14 protein-coding genes are annotated in these 14,955 nt (G+C 50.7%); 8 read left to right on the forward strand and 6 right to left on the reverse strand.

All coding sequences use genetic code 11. From position 1 onward, the window contains the following. From NZ772_03200 to NZ772_03210, 3 genes are all read left to right on the forward strand, one after another. Positions 1-1,101 (forward strand): serine/threonine protein kinase (locus tag NZ772_03200; protein MCS6812566.1); only part of this gene is annotated, 1,101 nt, incomplete at its 5' end. 50 nt (positions 1,102-1,151) lie between these two features. After that, entirely contained in the window at positions 1,152-2,237 is a 1,086-nt protein-coding gene (gene aroC / locus NZ772_03205; GenBank protein MCS6812567.1) for a chorismate synthase, read from the forward strand. Between the two features lie 97 nt (positions 2,238-2,334). Continuing rightward, entirely contained in the window at positions 2,335-3,111 is a 777-nt protein-coding gene (locus NZ772_03210) for a tetratricopeptide repeat protein (GenBank protein MCS6812568.1), read from the forward strand. On the opposite strand, the gene NZ772_03215 is transcribed toward NZ772_03210, so the two are convergent. The 3 genes from NZ772_03215 to NZ772_03225 all read right to left on the reverse strand — a co-directional run bounded on the left by NZ772_03215 (position 3,095) and on the right by NZ772_03225 (position 6,309). Next, a complete protein-coding gene (locus NZ772_03215) occupies positions 3,095-3,637 on the reverse strand; it encodes a hypothetical protein (GenBank protein ID MCS6812569.1) in 543 nt (180 codons plus the stop codon). The genes NZ772_03210 and NZ772_03215 overlap by 17 nt on opposite strands. 271 nt (positions 3,638-3,908) lie before the next feature. After that, on the reverse strand, positions 3,909-5,090 hold the full coding sequence (locus NZ772_03220) for an AI-2E family transporter (protein MCS6812570.1): 1,182 nt from the start codon (positions 5,088-5,090) through the stop codon (positions 3,909-3,911). Beyond that, positions 5,080-6,309 carry a C13 family peptidase gene (locus NZ772_03225; GenBank protein ID MCS6812571.1) on the reverse strand — a complete coding sequence of 410 codons (1,230 nt, stop codon included), beginning with the start codon at positions 6,307-6,309 and terminating at the stop codon, positions 5,080-5,082. The genes NZ772_03220 and NZ772_03225 overlap by 11 nt, the downstream gene beginning before the upstream one ends. A 177-nt stretch (positions 6,310-6,486) precedes the next feature. On the opposite strand from NZ772_03225, the gene argC reads away from it, so the two are divergent. Next, on the forward strand, positions 6,487-7,548 hold the full coding sequence (argC, locus tag NZ772_03230; GenBank protein MCS6812572.1) for an N-acetyl-gamma-glutamyl-phosphate reductase: 1,062 nt from the start codon (positions 6,487-6,489) through the stop codon (positions 7,546-7,548). 25 nt (positions 7,549-7,573) lie between these two features. Here argC and murJ read toward each other — a convergent pair whose 3' ends face one another. Further along, complete coding sequence (gene murJ / locus NZ772_03235; GenBank protein ID MCS6812573.1) at positions 7,574-9,220, reverse strand: murein biosynthesis integral membrane protein MurJ; 1,647 nt, start codon at positions 9,218-9,220, stop codon at positions 7,574-7,576. Between the two features lie 279 nt (positions 9,221-9,499). On the opposite strand from murJ, the gene NZ772_03240 reads away from it, so the two are divergent. Further along, on the forward strand, positions 9,500-10,420 hold the full coding sequence (locus NZ772_03240) for a S1 RNA-binding domain-containing protein (GenBank protein MCS6812574.1): 921 nt from the start codon (positions 9,500-9,502) through the stop codon (positions 10,418-10,420). A gap of 65 nt (positions 10,421-10,485) precedes the next feature. Here the strand turns inward: NZ772_03240 and NZ772_03245 are convergent, their stop codons facing one another. Further along, positions 10,486-10,806 (reverse strand): hypothetical protein, encoded by a 321-nt coding sequence (locus tag NZ772_03245; protein ID MCS6812575.1) that lies wholly within the window; start codon positions 10,804-10,806, stop codon positions 10,486-10,488. Between the two features lie 317 nt (positions 10,807-11,123). Here NZ772_03245 and NZ772_03250 point away from each other — a divergent pair, with 317 nt between their 5' ends. Then, positions 11,124-11,447, forward strand: a complete 324-nt coding sequence (locus tag NZ772_03250) for a divalent-cation tolerance protein CutA (protein MCS6812576.1) — start codon at positions 11,124-11,126, stop codon at positions 11,445-11,447. Further along, the gene (locus NZ772_03255) at positions 11,440-12,525 is read left to right on the forward strand and encodes an L-threonylcarbamoyladenylate synthase (GenBank protein ID MCS6812577.1); all 1,086 of its coding nucleotides are present in this window, start codon (positions 11,440-11,442) and stop codon (positions 12,523-12,525) included. Before NZ772_03250 ends, NZ772_03255 begins: the two co-directional genes overlap by 8 nt. Before the next feature lie 51 nt (positions 12,526-12,576). On the opposite strand, the gene NZ772_03260 is transcribed toward NZ772_03255, so the two are convergent. Next, the gene (locus NZ772_03260; protein MCS6812578.1) at positions 12,577-13,791 is read right to left on the reverse strand and encodes a histidine kinase; all 1,215 of its coding nucleotides are present in this window, start codon (positions 13,789-13,791) and stop codon (positions 12,577-12,579) included. 156 nt (positions 13,792-13,947) lie between these two features. On the opposite strand from NZ772_03260, the gene NZ772_03265 reads away from it, so the two are divergent. Then, on the forward strand, positions 13,948-14,955 hold a 1,008-nt coding region (locus tag NZ772_03265), incomplete at its 3' end, for a glycosyltransferase family 4 protein (GenBank protein MCS6812579.1).

Consider the following 14,955-nt stretch of genomic DNA (forward strand, 5'->3'; position numbering starts at 1 on the left):
AGCTACTATGCCCAGCAGCAGGCTACCACCTATCCCCAGCAGCCAGTCCCTACCTATCCTCAGCAACAGGCTCCTACCTATCCTCAGCAACAGGCTCCTACCTATCCTCAGCCCGTAAACCAACCAACGATGCCACCACCGACGCAAGCGGCAACGATCGCAGTTGGGCGCAGACCAGAACCAGCAACCTATGCCAGTCAATCATCTCGACAGTCTCAGTCTGAGTTAGATGAAGGCAGGGGGCTGCTCGACAACCCCATCGGCATTGGGGCGATCGGTGCAGGCATTGCCCTAGCCGCAGGCTTAGGTTCTTGGGCAGTCGTCAACTATCTCAACAGCCGTCCTACTCCTAGCCCGTCACCTACGCCGACGATCGTCCTTAGCCCTAGTCCCACTACTCCTAGCCCTACGGTTACCCCCTCCCCTAGCCCAGTTACGATCAATCAGCCCCTTAATCTAAAAGCCAATCAAACGCAGCAGATTGAGGGCAGTTTGCGAGCTAACCAAACCCTGAATTACCAGATTAGGGGCAAGCAAGGGCAACAGCTCATTGCCGCCTTGTCAGGCAAGGGGATGCTGATGACAATTCTGACCCCTAAGGGACAGCCCGTGAATGATACAGCGGCTGACACTAAATCGTGGCAAGGGGCCTTGCCTGCCGATGGGGATTACACTGTGCGTCTAAGCCTATTGCCAAACCAAGCGGCTAGTGATTTCAAGCTTAGCCTTACCCTCAACGAGCCAGTGCCATCGCCCTCACCGTCACCGTCGCCCTTGCCGTCACCATCGGAACCTATTGTAGGCACGCAAGTTCGCCGAATCAACGTCGTTGCTGGTGGTGACAGTGTTGAAATTGCAGATATGGCTACTCCGAATACAACTCTGCGTTACCTTGTGAGTCTGCAACAGGGGCAGGTGTTAGATGCGATCGTGGTCTCTGGCTTGGTCACCATTACCATTCGCTATCCTGACGGCACAATTGTGGAAGACGCTGGTGGGCTAGTGCAGTGGCAAGGGGAAGCAACCTTCAGCGGTGACTATCAGATTGATGTTGTGGCGATCGAACCTACCGATTTCGTGCTCCGCGTCGGGGTGCGCTAGGGATAGCCCCCGAACCCAAGAGTTTTTAGTCAGTGTTTGTCAGCAGGCTTATGGGTAATACGTTTGGACAATTGTTTCGCATCACTACCTTTGGGGAATCCCATGGTGGTGGAGTCGGAGTCGTGATTGATGGCTGTCCCCCCCGGTTGGAGATTACTGTTGAAGAGATTCAGGCCGAGTTAGATCGCCGTCGTCCTGGTCAGAGCAAGATTTCTACTCCCCGCAAGGAATCTGACACCTGTGAGATTCTGTCGGGCGTGTTTGAGGGCAAAACCCTGGGAACACCAATCATGATTTTGGTGCACAACCAAGACACTCGCCCTCAAGACTACGCGGAGATGGCGCAGAAATATCGCCCATCCCATGCAGATGCCACCTATGATGCCAAGTATGGGATCCGTAACTGGCAGGGGGGTGGTCGCTCCTCCGCTAGGGAAACCATTGGTCGTGTAGCCGCAGGGGCGATCGCCAAGAAAATCCTACATCAAGTAGCTGGTGTAGACATTGTGGCCTATGTGAAACGGGTTAAGGATTTGGAAGCCGTTGTGGATCCAGAAACCGTAACCATGGCCGATGTAGAACGAACCATTGTGCGCTGCCCTGACCTAGAGGCTGCCGATCGCATGATCGAGCTAATTGAAACCGTGCGGCAAGCGGGGGATTCCGTCGGTGGGGTGGTGGAATGTGTAGCGCGCCAAGTGCCCCGTGGGCTAGGTTGCCCTGTATTTGACAAACTAGAGGCTGACTTGGCCAAGGCAGTCATGTCACTTCCGGCCAGCAAAGGCTTTGAAGTTGGCTCTGGCTTTGCAGGCACCTTGATGACGGGTAGCGAACACAACGATGAGTTTTACCAAGAGCAGGGACGCATTCGCACGGTTACCAATCGATCAGGTGGCATCCAAGGAGGTATCTCTAATGGAGAGCATATTGTTCTACGGGTAGCCTTTAAACCTGTAGCCACCATTCGTAAAGAACAGCGTACCGTTACTACCGATGGGGAAGCAACCACCCTAGCGGGCAAAGGCCGTCATGATCCCTGTGTGTTACCCAGAGCAGTGCCTATGGTGGAAGCGATGGTAGCGCTAGTGTTGTGCGATCATCTTCTGCGGCACCAAGGTCAGTGCAGTTTGTGGTAGGTGCAGTGTGATGTTGGAGACAGTTCTAACCATGGGACGATCGATAGCAACGTTAGTAGGGCAGTACGTGCAGCGATATCTTCATCGGTTTATAGCCATGGGTCTAATAGTGCTGCTTGGGTTTACTGCCCCAGCCCTAGCAGCCGAGACTAGCAACAGCGACCTCCTGCAAGAGTTAGAGCGCATTGGTCAGCAGGCCTTTGCAGCTACCCAGGCTAAAGACTATGCGACAGCAGAGCAATATTGGACTGAGATGATTGAGAAATTTCCCAATAACCCTGCTGCCTGGAGTAATCGAGGCAATGCTAGGGTCAGCCAAAACAAGTTGCAGGAGGCAATCGCTGACTATAACCAAGCTATTGCCCTAGCTCCGGATGCTCCGGATCCCTACTTAAATCGAGGTGCTGCCCTAGAAGGGCTAGGGCGTTGGGATGATGCGATCGCTGACTATAATCGTGTTCTAGCCCTAGATGCCCAGGATGCAGCAGCCTACAACAATCGTGGCAATGCCAAGGGTGGCAAGGGAGACTGGCAAGGGGCGATCGCTGATTACCTGCGCGCTACAGAACTAGCTCCTGACTATGCCTTTGCTTTCGTCAACTATGCGATTGCTCTTTACCAAGTGGGCGAAACCGATACTGCTATTCGCAAGCTCCGTAACCTAGTCCGTAAGTATCCCCAGTTTCCTGATGCCCGTGCTGCCCTCACTGCTGCTCTGTGGAAACAAGGACGACGGGGCGAGGCCGAAAGTCAATGGGTAGCCGTCGTGGGGCTAGATCCCCGCTACAAAGATCTAGACTGGGTGCGGCACGTTCGACGCTGGGCACCTGCCATGACTGCTGCCCTTGATAGCTTCCTTAAGCTACAGGACTAGCTGCGATCGTAGTTCGCAGGATCTCTGCCATGGCCTGTTTTTGTTCGGCATCATAGCCCCAACGCTGCAAAAACGCCTGGTAGGGGCCATCGCCTGTTGTCAAACTCGTCAACATCTCCCTAGCTCGCTGGTCTACTTCTGGTAACTGGAGCGCCTTAAGCAGGTGAGCTGATCGACTCTGTACCCGTTTTGAGCCTTCAGCCTCGGCAGGAGACTGTTGCCGTTGGTGGTGAATCACCATAGCTGTGGACATAACCAAATTCTTTACCATCAGTTCAGCCACAATCGCCGGGGACGACCGCAATGCTGCAATCAGCTCAGGGGATGGGTTATCTGCAACGGAACCCGGATCAGGCAGATAGGTGACAAATAGTCCTCTAGCACCGTTTTCAGTTTTTACTAGTTGGGCAACAACATTGGCTGCTTCAGCCTCAGTAATTTGTCCGGTTGCCAGTTGGGTCAACAGGTTCTCGGTTAGGGCGATCGCCTGCTCAAAACTGATAGCATCAGGAACAACAAGTGTCATGACATCCATTGAATTCATTACTCCACTCTACCTACTATCAGCCAATTTGGATAGGTTAAAACCGTTGGCCTCAGCAAGGAACTGATCAACTAGCCAACCTCCTGGGATGGAGTTCAGGATCCGATATCTGCGGAGTATCAATGGCTCGATCACTGATCTGAAGTTCGGCTGGCAGGGCATAAAAATGGCCAACGCTGGTTGCTAACCTAGAGCAAGCCTTGCAATCCAACAAGGACTATTAGGAGAAACCCTGCGCGTCTAAGTTGGATGATTAGGCATCTCCAACGACTTCGGATGACATCAACGAGCGCACATTGGGGTCAGAGGCTGCTAATGGTTTATAGCTGGAGTCCCTATTGTTATCATCCGAGTGTAGCAGTGATGAGCTAAAGTCCTCATCTGGCATTCGGATAGCTACAAGGGCTGTTTTAATGACAACTGCGATCGGCACCGACACAATCACACCCAATAAGCCGCCGATCCTCGCTCCTGTCAAAATAGCAATCAAAATCCACACCGGGTTTAAACCTGTAAAACTACCTAGTAATCGAGGAGCCACAAGGTTTTCTAGAATTTGTTGCACGATGACGGCAGCTAGCAGAGTCTGGATCCCTAACCAGAAATTCTGTAACGTCACCAGAATGGTGACAATGATAATGCCGACAGTGCCTCCAAAGGGAACTAGTGCCATGATGCCGATCGTCAACCCAAATAACAGGCCAAAGGGCACCTTTAACCACAGGAAGCTAGGTACCAGTGCCGATGCCATGCAGGTGGCAATAATGAGCTGATTAATGAAGAAATTTTGAAAACTGAGGCGCAATGTCTGGGAAAAGGGGCGTTGTACCTTAGCAGGTAGCCAAGAAATTAACCCATTCCAAACCTCATCTCCGTGTTGGGAGATGTAGAAGGCCAGAACAAGAGTCAGGGCAAAGTCTAATAGACTGGTGACGGTAACCACAGCAAAGTTGAGCACTTGCCCCGCGATCGCTTGCACTTGCCCCTTGAGACGATCACTGATCTGCACGAACAGCGAGTCAAAGTTAAGGGGTAGCCCCAGCTTTTCGGCCTGCTCATTCAACATGATGACTTGGCGACGACCAGAATCAATAAGTTCTGGCAGCCGGGTTACCAATTGTTGCGCTTGGGTAATGGCATCGGGTAAGAGAGTAATGCCGATCGCAGTCAACAGGGCAATGGCTACCAGAAACACCAACACAGCCACAGGGCCGCGCTTGGCTCCACGTCGTTCTAGAAAACTGATGGGATAGTTGAGTAAGAACGCTAACAGAGAAGCCCCCACTAGAATGGTAATCAGCGAGCGGAAATAGTTGAAAATGGTGGCAAATGCCCAGCCATTAATGACCACTAGAGGCGCTGCCAAAATAATCATCAGCACCCTAATCTGTAAGCTAGTACTCTGCCACCACGTCATTAGGTTATTACTCTGCATGGGTAGTTGACCATGAACCCCGTTCACATTTCAATAACTTATCTAGACTAGCAACATCTCTGCCAGTGCCTGCACGAATTTTTTGTTCCATGGCGATATTTACTAGTTCCATTCCTAACCGCACTAAGTAAGCTTGCTCTTCCTCCGAGCGAATCTGCGCTCGATCGCTAGCCTGTCGATAGGACTGTTGAGGAGATAGATTAAACTTTTGCAGCAAGGCAGTAACCACGTAGTACTGTTCTGGACGAGCTGTAAGCAAGATGTCAGCGATCGAGCGGTCGAGGATTGTGTCAATCTCCTGTTCACTGGCTCGCTCTTGTAGCCACACTTCTGAAGTAGACACTGGCAAGTCGGTGGTGAATTCATCTACCTTGGCAAAGGCATGGGCCTCAGCATAGGATACCCGTCCATCACGATCGTAGTCTGCCGAGGCAACTGCTTGCCCTGTACGAGACCTGCCACTTAAACCAGCAAAGAAACTAGAGCTATAGTCCCGGTAGTCTGCTTCATTCACAGCCGGGGTACAACCTACCGACGGCAAGGTTTTAATAGTAGCGAAAAAACCACACCGACTCTGAGTTGCTAGGGGATAGCGTGGATTCCCACCTTGGTAGACAAAATTAGCAAAGGATCCGGAATAGCACTGTGCCATCATTGTGACAATCGGCTTATTCGCAGGGAGTTGATCTAACAGTGTAGCCAGCTCTTGCACTGTCATGTACTGATTATTCCACAGCATGAGGGCATTGTTGTCCGGGTTACGCTGGTTGAAGTCACCATGCCCTGTGAAGTAAAAGAAAATACTCTGTGTTGACGGCGATCGGCCCACTCGCTGAAACCACTGCTGAATATTGGCAGGTGTTGAGGCTCCGTTCAAGTTGGGAATTTGGGGTAGTTTAAACTGCTGCCGTCCACGGCTATCGATATAACGAACACTAGGCTGCCTGCTATTGCCATTAGCAAAGTATACAGTTGCACTAGCTGGGCTGTATCCTAAATGACGCAGGGTGCGTTGAAAATACAGCACATTCTTTTCCAGAGCAATCTCAGTATTGCGAGGGCTAGAGCCGCCAGCCACTACCAAAAAAGCAGGTGGTTGGCCTTGACAGGTGCGGTGCCCAACATGGGGAGCTACAGACAACTTGCTAGTATCTTTGCCAAACAATGATAGCCCTATCAGCATGATGGTTGGCAGACTAACAGTGGTGAATGAAAGCATAGGACGCAATGACAGTGCATGATGCTCTCATTGTAAGCGATGTCTATTATGACCTTGGGGAATTCACAGGGGTGGTATGTCCATCTCCCCCAATTTTTGATGTTCGATACTACAATGCAGCAAGTAATTTGATTATCTTTGATTATCTATCTGTAGTGGTTCTCGGTGGTCTGGGCAATGGGTGAGTTGAGTCGTATTCCGGTTGGCATTGTAGGCGCATCAGGCTATGGTGGTGTGCAGCTAGTGCGGTTATTGCTAGAGCATCCACAGGTTGAGATTGTCTATCTTGGCGGCGATAGCAGTGCTGGACAAACCTACAGCGAAATCTATCCACACTTGGAAGGTCGAGTCAAGCTAAAGGTGGAGGCGATCGACCTGTCAGTTATTGCTAGTCGCTGTCAGGTAGTGTTTTTGGCCTTACCCAATGGGCTGGCCTACAAGATGGCTCCGACCCTACTGGATAAGGGTTGTAAAGTTCTAGATCTATCTGCTGATTATCGATTTAGAAACCTAGAAACCTACAGAGCTTGGTACGGCGGCGATCGCACTGACGATGAGCTAGCAGAGTCTGCTGTGTATGGCCTACCGGAGCTATATCGTGAGCAGATTCAAGAAGCGCAGCTTGTGGGTTGTCCTGGCTGTTATCCTACTGCTAGCTTGCTGGCTCTAGCACCATTGATGCGCCAAGGGCTAGTAGTTCCAGGTAGTGCCATTATTGATGCTAAATCGGGCACCTCTGGCGGTGGTAGACAGGCCAAAACCCATCTGTTGCTAGCTGAAGCTGATGCGTCTGTGTCGCCCTATGGGGTAGTGAGTCATCGGCATACACCAGAAATCGAGCAAGTTTGTACTGATTTAGCTGGCTACGATGTAACGGTACAATTTACGCCCCATCTGATCCCAATGGTACGGGGCATGTTGGCGACGGTATATGCAACCCTGCGGGATCCAGGTCTGGTGTCAGAGGATTTGATTACGATTTATAGCGCGTTTTATCGAGCGTCTACAACCTGGGTCAGGGTATTGCCTATTGGGGTCTATCCCCAAACCAAGTGGACAGTAGGCACCAATCTCTGTTATTTGGGCATTGAGGTAGACTCTCGCACTGACCGCGTTATCGTTATGTCTGCGATCGACAACTTAATGAAGGGACAGGCCAGTCAAGCTGTGCAATGCATGAACTTGATGATGGGCTGGGATGAAGGCATGGGACTACCCCGCCTTGGTTTTTATCCCTAACAGCTTGCCGATCGTGAGGCTGTGCCTAGCGGCGAAGTAACTTTCGTCGCAAGCTTACCATCAAGGTAGTCATTTCGGGCAACTTCAGTTGTATGGCTAGCACAGCAAACGTGGTTAAACCAACTGCTCCACCCACAGCCAGTTGCAGGCAAGTGACCCAAAAGCCCTCGGTGCCCAAACCCTTTTCCATTAGGGTTACAACTCCAAAGGCAACCATGCCAGAGACAACACTAGCAATCGTCAACATCAGCACTTGCCAACCCCACTGCCACAGCGGCAGTCCATTTAGCCGATGGTGCAAAACTATGACCATCCACACCAGTGAGATTAAGTTCACCCCAACAGTTGCTAGCACTAAGCCAGGAGCCTTAAACAAACTGACGAGCACGTAATCTAGTAAGGCATTGAGAAAGATGTTGACAACGCTAATCCGGAAGGGGGTGTTGGCATCTCCTAAACCATAGAACACCCGCACAATCACATCTCGGCCTAGATAGACAAACATGCCTAAACTGTAGGCAATCAATACTTGGGTAACCAGAACAGAGGCGGCGCGATCGAAGGCAAACCGCTCATAGACAATGCGGACAATCAGGTGTGCCAAGGCGATCATCAGTCCCCCTAGGGGCAGCATGGTGAGGGCAGTCAACATCATGCCTTGACGGATACGTTGCTTGAGTTCATGCCAGTCTTCGGGGGCAGTAAGCCGCGAGAACACCGGTAGCAGGGGCACCAGAATCATGTTGGACATAATGCCCAAGGGGGTTTGCACCAAAAGTCCGGCATAGCCCAAAGCAGCAGCAGCTTGGGGTAAAAAGGAGGCAAAAAACAGGTCAGTATACACGTTAATCTGTAACATGCCAGAGGCCAGAGTCGCAGGCCCCATCACCCTTAAGACATCCCCAATGCCGGGTTGCTGGAGATTGAAGCGGAGCCGAAACCCGCCCAAGCCCGATCGCTGGGCCGCAATCACCTGGGCTAGCCATTGCCACAGGGCACCCAAGAGGGTTGTCCACGCTAGCACCTGTCCCCCTAGAAGTGCATATTTTGGGGTGGTAATATCGGCTCCCAACGAGAGCGCTAGAATACCTAGACCCAAGATAACGCTGGCACTAGAAAACAATGGGCTGATAGAAGGTAGCCAATAGTGATCTGCCGCATTCAGAGTACCGAAACCAATACCGATGACTCCTGCCAGAAATGCCATGGGTGCCATGATCTGGAATTGCTGAATGGCGATCGTCCGAATTACTAGTCCCTCTGAAGTTTTGCTGAGACCAGGAGCAACTAGGTCGATCAACGGTTCTGCAAACAGCCATAGCAGCAGAGTAACAACGAGTAACACTGCCCCAACTAGGGTAGTAATGGTTTCCACAAGGGGTGCTGCTTCCTCTTTGCTGCGCTTGGCAAGGGCGCTCACGATCGCACTGTGAAACGGCCCGTTAATGCCCCCCAGCAGAATCAGGAGAAATCCTGGAATCACATAGGCGTAGTTGTAAGCATCGGCAACAACCCCTACCCCAAAAGCTGCCGCGATCGCCTGTTGGCGCACTAGACCAAACACCTTGCTAATCAGCGTGGCCGCAGCCACAATAGTGGCAATGCTAGCCAGCGATCGTGTCTTGCGAGGCTTAGAAGCTGATAGGCTAGATTCCGCAGCATCAGTAACCAGCGGCTCTGGCTCAGTCGGGGAAGACTCTGGAATCTGGTCAGATGGTAGGTTAGACAAGGGTGTCACTAGAATGCATGAACAACAAGATGGTTAGATCAAACCATCCGCCTCACCATTTAAGCGTGAAATGACTCCCATAGATTGCCAACAGTACTCCAACCAAATTCAAGCTAATTTGCCGCAATCCCCAGGGCCAAACTCAGCAGATCCAACCAGATTTTTCGTATATTAAAAAGGCTACCCTTTCATCACCAGGGTTCCTGGTTACTGATACTACGCATGGACTCTGCATCAGAACGCACTACCAGCAGCAAAAAGCAGCCTGAGTTTTCTACGGACGATTTTGCCAGGGCGCTGGAGGCAGAAAACTCTCAATTTCAGGTGGGACAAGTCGTGCGGGGTGTTGTGACCAGCTATGAATCTGATGGTGCCTATGTTGATATTCGGGGTAAGTCAGCAGCCTTTGTCCCTATCGATGAGGCATCGCTCCAGCCATTTCGCCAACTCGCCGAGGTGTTGCCTTTAGAGGTAGAGCATGACTTTCTCATCATTCGTGAACAAAACGATGATGGTCAAGTTACCCTATCACGGCGACAATTGCAAATTCGGCAGCAGTGGCTGCGATTTGCCACCATGCAAGCAAACCGAGAGACGATCGCCGTTCGAGTTACAGGCACCAACAAGGGTGGCCTAACAGTGGATGCAATGGGAATGCGTGGATTTATCCCGCGATCGCATCTGACCCAGAGCAGCACACTAGATACTCTGAAGGGCAAAACTCTGACCGTTGCCTTCCTAGAGGTAGATGCCAACAATCGCCGTTTAGTGCTATCTGAAAAACAAGCAAACCGAGCTGCCAGTTTCAGCCAACTTGAAGTCGGTCAGGTCATCCAAGGCACCATCACCAACATCAAACCCTTTGGTGTGTTTGTCGATTTTGCAGGCACCAGCGGCTTGTTGCATATTAACCAAGTCAGCAAAACTTACGTCAGCAACTTAGAGGAAGTCTTTCACGCTGGACAAACCATCAAAGCCGTAATTCTAGATCTAGACGAAGGCCGAGGACGCATTTCTCTCTCTACCAAAGTACTCGAAAACTTTCCTGGCGAAATTTTGCAACAAATGGCAGAGGTAATGGATAATGCTGAAGTCCGCGCCCAAAAAATTCGGCAACAAATTGCTGATGGCGTGCAAGGGTAGCCAATTCACGGGTCTAGTAGCTCTCAGATGGATGAACACTCGTGTTGGCGAGACATAGGAGCACCTCATGAATTGTCCAGTTGAATATAGCGAGTCAAAATACTCATCACCTCACCCGGATTAGGTGCAGGTAATAGTGGACTCCATTCACTTACGGATGCAAAGCCCAGCCGATACAACGTCAAGATTGTGTTGTTGACTCCTCTGCGAGAGCCAACTAGCAGTACTCGCAGCGGTTCTCGATCGGGGACTGACTCAGTTGTCATTCCCAGCAAACCAGGAACAGTGGGTATGTCACTGTCTCCCACACTGAAACTCATACGTAATCGACTGTTCACTAAAGGATTTTTGCTGACGGATAGCTGAGCAGATGGTTGGTTAGACATAACATTCCCCTGTAAAATGTGTACCTAGTGTTAATGACGTGACTTGAGTTCAATGAAGTTGCTAAACCTAAGCATGATAATGACTCAGACATAAGACAGTGCTAGTAACTCTCTGTCAACTATTGGTTGCTCACTAGTTGTTTGATAACCAGTTTGACAGCCAACGGTGATTAGTCATTTGTGTCTAGCTACTAACTCAATATCTAAAATCTACACGCTACAGGATACGATGTCAACACCCTGTTGCTAGGTTTTTTGCTAGTTGTTAACCAAGGGGCAAAGCCAAGAAATTGTCTGGTCATGAATGGGGGATCACGATGGCCACCTATGGTGTAGTACTAATTACAGCGTCTTCACAATCAGAAGCGGAGACCATTGCTCACAGATTGCTCCAGGGAAAATTAGCAGCCTGTGTGACTATTCTGCCTGTGCAGTCTATTTACATTTGGCAAGATTCTCTGCACAACGATCCGGAGTGGCAACTAATTGTGAAAACAGACCTAGACCAATTTGATGCCTTGGCAGCCACGGTGAAAACTGTGCATTCTTACGATGTACCGGAAATCATTGCTCTGCCCGTCGTTGCTGGTTTTCAACCCTACCTAGATTGGATTGGCGCTCAGGTGAGCCAGCATGACTGACGCGATCGCAACCCAACGCCTTAGAGTGGAACCAACTGCGTTACAGGCTGAGGCAATTCAACTGGCAGCAACAGCCATTCGTGAAGGAAAGTTAGTGGCCTTCCCGACAGAAACTGTCTATGGTTTGGGAGCTAATGCCTTTGATGCAACCGCGATCGCCCGCATCTTTGCCGCTAAGGGTCGTCCATTCTCCAATCCCCTCATCGTTCACCTAGCAACTGTAGAGCACCTGGCAACAGTCACATCTGAGATTCCTGACTTAGCCCAGCGCCTGTTGGCTCAGTTTGCCCCTGGCCCCCTGACGTTAGTACTGCCCCGCCATCCGCGTGTGCCCGCGATCGTCTCCGCTGGTCTCTCCACAATTGCTGTGCGAATTCCTGACCACCCCATAGCCCATGCCTTGTTGGTCGCATCGGATGTGCCCATCGCTGCACCCAGCGCTAATCGCTCCAACTATCCTAGCCCCACCACAGCAGACCATGTGGTAGATGACCTATGGGGACGCATTGACATTGTGCTCGATGGGGGGGCTACACCAATTGGTGTAGAGTCCACAGTTGTAGATCTGACGACTAATGTACCCCGTCTGCTCCGCCCCGGCAGCGTATCCCTAGAGCAATTACTGACAGTTGTCCCGTCCCTAGACCTAACACTACACCGGGTAACTAACTCTGATACATCTCCCACAGCCTCACCTGGAATGTTCCTCAAGCATTATGCTCCCCAAGCTCAGGTGTTGTTGTTTCAGGGCGATCGTCCGGCTGTGTTGGCCCACATGCAAGCTAGAGCCAGTGATCTGGTGCAATCAGGTCAACGCTTGGGGTTGCTAGTGACTGATGAGGATGCAGACCAGTTCTCGTTCCTTACCTCCCAACCAACCGTGATGATCGCTCACTTAGGAACCAGCAAAGACTTCACCACCATTGCTCAACGCCTGTTTGCAGCCCTGCGAGAACTAGACCGCTGGGGTGCTGATTTGATTCTTATGCGTGCCGTTGACCCTCATGGTCTGGGGCTTGCTATCTACGATCGTCTCTTCCGTGCTGCTGCTGGTCAGATCATCCAGTGTGACTCATGACTAAACTGTGACGAAACTACTGTGACGAAACTACTGAGTCACCACCACTTACTAAAGCCGGTACACAGGCAGCGTGAAATGAAAGCAACTCCCTCGGCCAGTCACAGAATCTACCCAAATTTGTCCATAGTGCGCCCGGATAATGCGCCGACACAACGCCAACCCTATCCCGTAGCCTTCCTTTACTTCATCACGCTGAAGGCGAAACCGCTCTTCAAAGATTTTTTCGCGATTGTCTTCTGGAATGCCAGGCCCATCATCGCACACGCTCACTTGGATTTTCTGCGTGGTTCGATGCAGAATCGACACCTGAATCGTGCCCTGCTCTGGGGTATATTTCACGGCATTGTCCAGTAGGTTAACAATGACCTGCCGCAGTCGCTCTGGGTCGGCATATACTGTGGGCAGATCACTGGGAATGTCTACTTCTAGCCGCTGGGACTTGGCATGAATACGATCGCTCCACTGCGCTAACACATCTCGGCACAGCGCCCCCAAATCTAGCTCTTGGGCCTGAATTCGCAGATCTGTCTGGTTGCCTTGAGCTGCTTGCAACAAGTCAGTGATCATGCGGTCAATAGCTTTTGTTTGAGTACGAGCATGACGCAGCAGTTGAGCAGTCATAGCCAAGGTTAGCTTTGATTCACCAGCAGCTTCACTCTGGGTTCCCATTTCCAGAGTCTCTAGGGCGATCGATGTAGCCGTGAGTGGATTGCGCAAATCATGAGCCAACATGGCAATAATCCGATCTTTAAACGTGACCTGGGCTAGTAGCTCTTCTTTTTCTTGCTTAAGCTGAAAAACCTCTTCTGAGAGTCGGATTAACTCAGCCAAATAACTTGTAGGATGTGGTTGAGACAGTCCTGAACCTGTAGTTGCTTGATCAGCGCCAACCATGGGCGCTGGTGGCAGGGTATCGCGATCGCTGCTGATCAACGCCTTAGTAATTTGCGCTTCCACTGCCCTTTGCCATCGAGGTAACCACTTTTCTAGTTGCACCACCAGGTCACTCCCAGCTAGTACTTGCCGTGGTTCTGGGTAAACCTTAATCAAGCTTGGTGTTGCTACCAACTTAAAGTGTTCTGCTAGGTAAGGCTTTTCCACCACATCTATAACTTGCAAATCCACACCCCGATCAATCTGATAGCTTGACAGACACTCCTGGATGTAACGGATTTGCTCTCCTGAGCTAGGACGCTTGTCAACAAACACAAGTAGTTGCAAAATTGGCGCACTATTAAGCGTAGGGTCAGAAAATGCCTGCATGGGTCAGGTTGACAGCGGATTACCAAGACACTCAGGAAACACCAGCCATCATTCTGCTAAGATTCAGAATCTGATTCGTAGTCTTTCCCTCATATAATAAATTATCGCTTTCTGGCTATTCTCACCACTGCCGTTGCCTCACGGGTTATGGGGTCAATGAAAATTTTGGCACTAGCATGGGAGTTTCCACCTCGGTTGGTAGGGGGCATAGCCCGCCATGTGTCTGAACTTTACCCTGAAATTGTTGCGCTGGGTCACGATGTGCATTTGATTACAGTCGAGTTTGGACAAGCACCTGCCTATGAGCGTGTTGACAACATCCACGTCTATCGAGTTTGTGTCGATGAAGGACGTGACTTTTTGCATTGGGTTGCCAACATGAACACCAGTATGGGTAGTAAGGCGGTTGAGCTATTGAACTATCTGGGTTCCTTTGACCTTATCCATGCCCACGATTGGCTCGTTGGTGATGCAGCGATTTCCCTCAAACACCACTTCAAAATTCCACTGATTGCCACGATTCATGCAACAGAATATGGTCGTCATAATGGCATCCACACCGATACCCAGCGATATGTTCACCAAAAGGAAAAAGACTTATGCTACAACGCTTGGCGTATCATTGTCTGCACCAATTACATGCGCCACGAGGTCGCTCGCACGCTACATAACCCTTGGGATAAGATTGACGTGATTTACAATGGCATTCGCCCGGAGAAAAAACATCTGCCTGCAGGGTTTGATGTGCAGGGGTTTCGCCGTCGATTTGCCCAAGATCACGAAAAAATTGTTTACTATGTGGGACGCATGTCTCCAGAGAAGGGGGTGGCAGTGTTACTGAATGCTGCTCCGATCGTCATGCAACACCTTCAGGGGCAGGTGAAAGTAGTGCTAATTGGGGGTGGCAATACCGATCGTCTCAAACAGCAGGCCTGGAACCTAGGTATTGCTCAGCACTGCCTGTTTACCGGGTTTATGCCCGATGCCGATCTCGATTGTTTTCAGGTAGTTGCCGACTGTGCCGTGTTTCCTAGCCTGTATGAACCGTTTGGTATTGTTGTGCTAGAAAGCTTTGCTGCACGGGTACCAGTAGTGGTATCAGACACAGGTGGACTACCAGAGGTGGTGAGTCACGGCAAGACGGGCATTATAACCCGTGCTAAC

The sequence above is a fragment of the Cyanobacteriota bacterium genome (genome assembly GCA_025054735.1).
In the GTDB taxonomy this organism is placed as follows: domain Bacteria; phylum Cyanobacteriota; class Cyanobacteriia; order SKYG9; family SKYG9; genus SKYG9.

What these genes read in the sequence shown, in the direction of transcription:
- aroC (MCS6812567.1), top strand. Translation starts at nt 1,152, where the DNA reads ATGGGTAATACGTTTGGACAATTGTTTCGCATCACTACCTTTGGGGAA.
- NZ772_03210 (MCS6812568.1), top strand. Translation starts at nt 2,335, where the DNA reads ATGGGTCTAATAGTGCTGCTTGGGTTTACTGCCCCAGCCCTAGCAGCC.
- NZ772_03215 (MCS6812569.1), bottom strand. Translation starts at nt 3,637, where the DNA reads ATGACACTTGTTGTTCCTGATGCTATCAGTTTTGAGCAGGCGATCGCC.
- NZ772_03220 (MCS6812570.1), bottom strand. Translation starts at nt 5,090, where the DNA reads ATGCAGAGTAATAACCTAATGACGTGGTGGCAGAGTACTAGCTTACAG.
- NZ772_03225 (MCS6812571.1), bottom strand. Translation starts at nt 6,309, where the DNA reads ATGCTTTCATTCACCACTGTTAGTCTGCCAACCATCATGCTGATAGGG.
- argC (MCS6812572.1), top strand. Translation starts at nt 6,487, where the DNA reads ATGGGTGAGTTGAGTCGTATTCCGGTTGGCATTGTAGGCGCATCAGGC.
- NZ772_03240 (MCS6812574.1), top strand. Translation starts at nt 9,500, where the DNA reads ATGGACTCTGCATCAGAACGCACTACCAGCAGCAAAAAGCAGCCTGAG.
- NZ772_03245 (MCS6812575.1), bottom strand. Translation starts at nt 10,806, where the DNA reads ATGTCTAACCAACCATCTGCTCAGCTATCCGTCAGCAAAAATCCTTTA.
- NZ772_03250 (MCS6812576.1), top strand. Translation starts at nt 11,124, where the DNA reads ATGGCCACCTATGGTGTAGTACTAATTACAGCGTCTTCACAATCAGAA.
- NZ772_03255 (MCS6812577.1), top strand. Translation starts at nt 11,440, where the DNA reads ATGACTGACGCGATCGCAACCCAACGCCTTAGAGTGGAACCAACTGCG.
- NZ772_03260 (MCS6812578.1), bottom strand. Translation starts at nt 13,791, where the DNA reads ATGCAGGCATTTTCTGACCCTACGCTTAATAGTGCGCCAATTTTGCAA.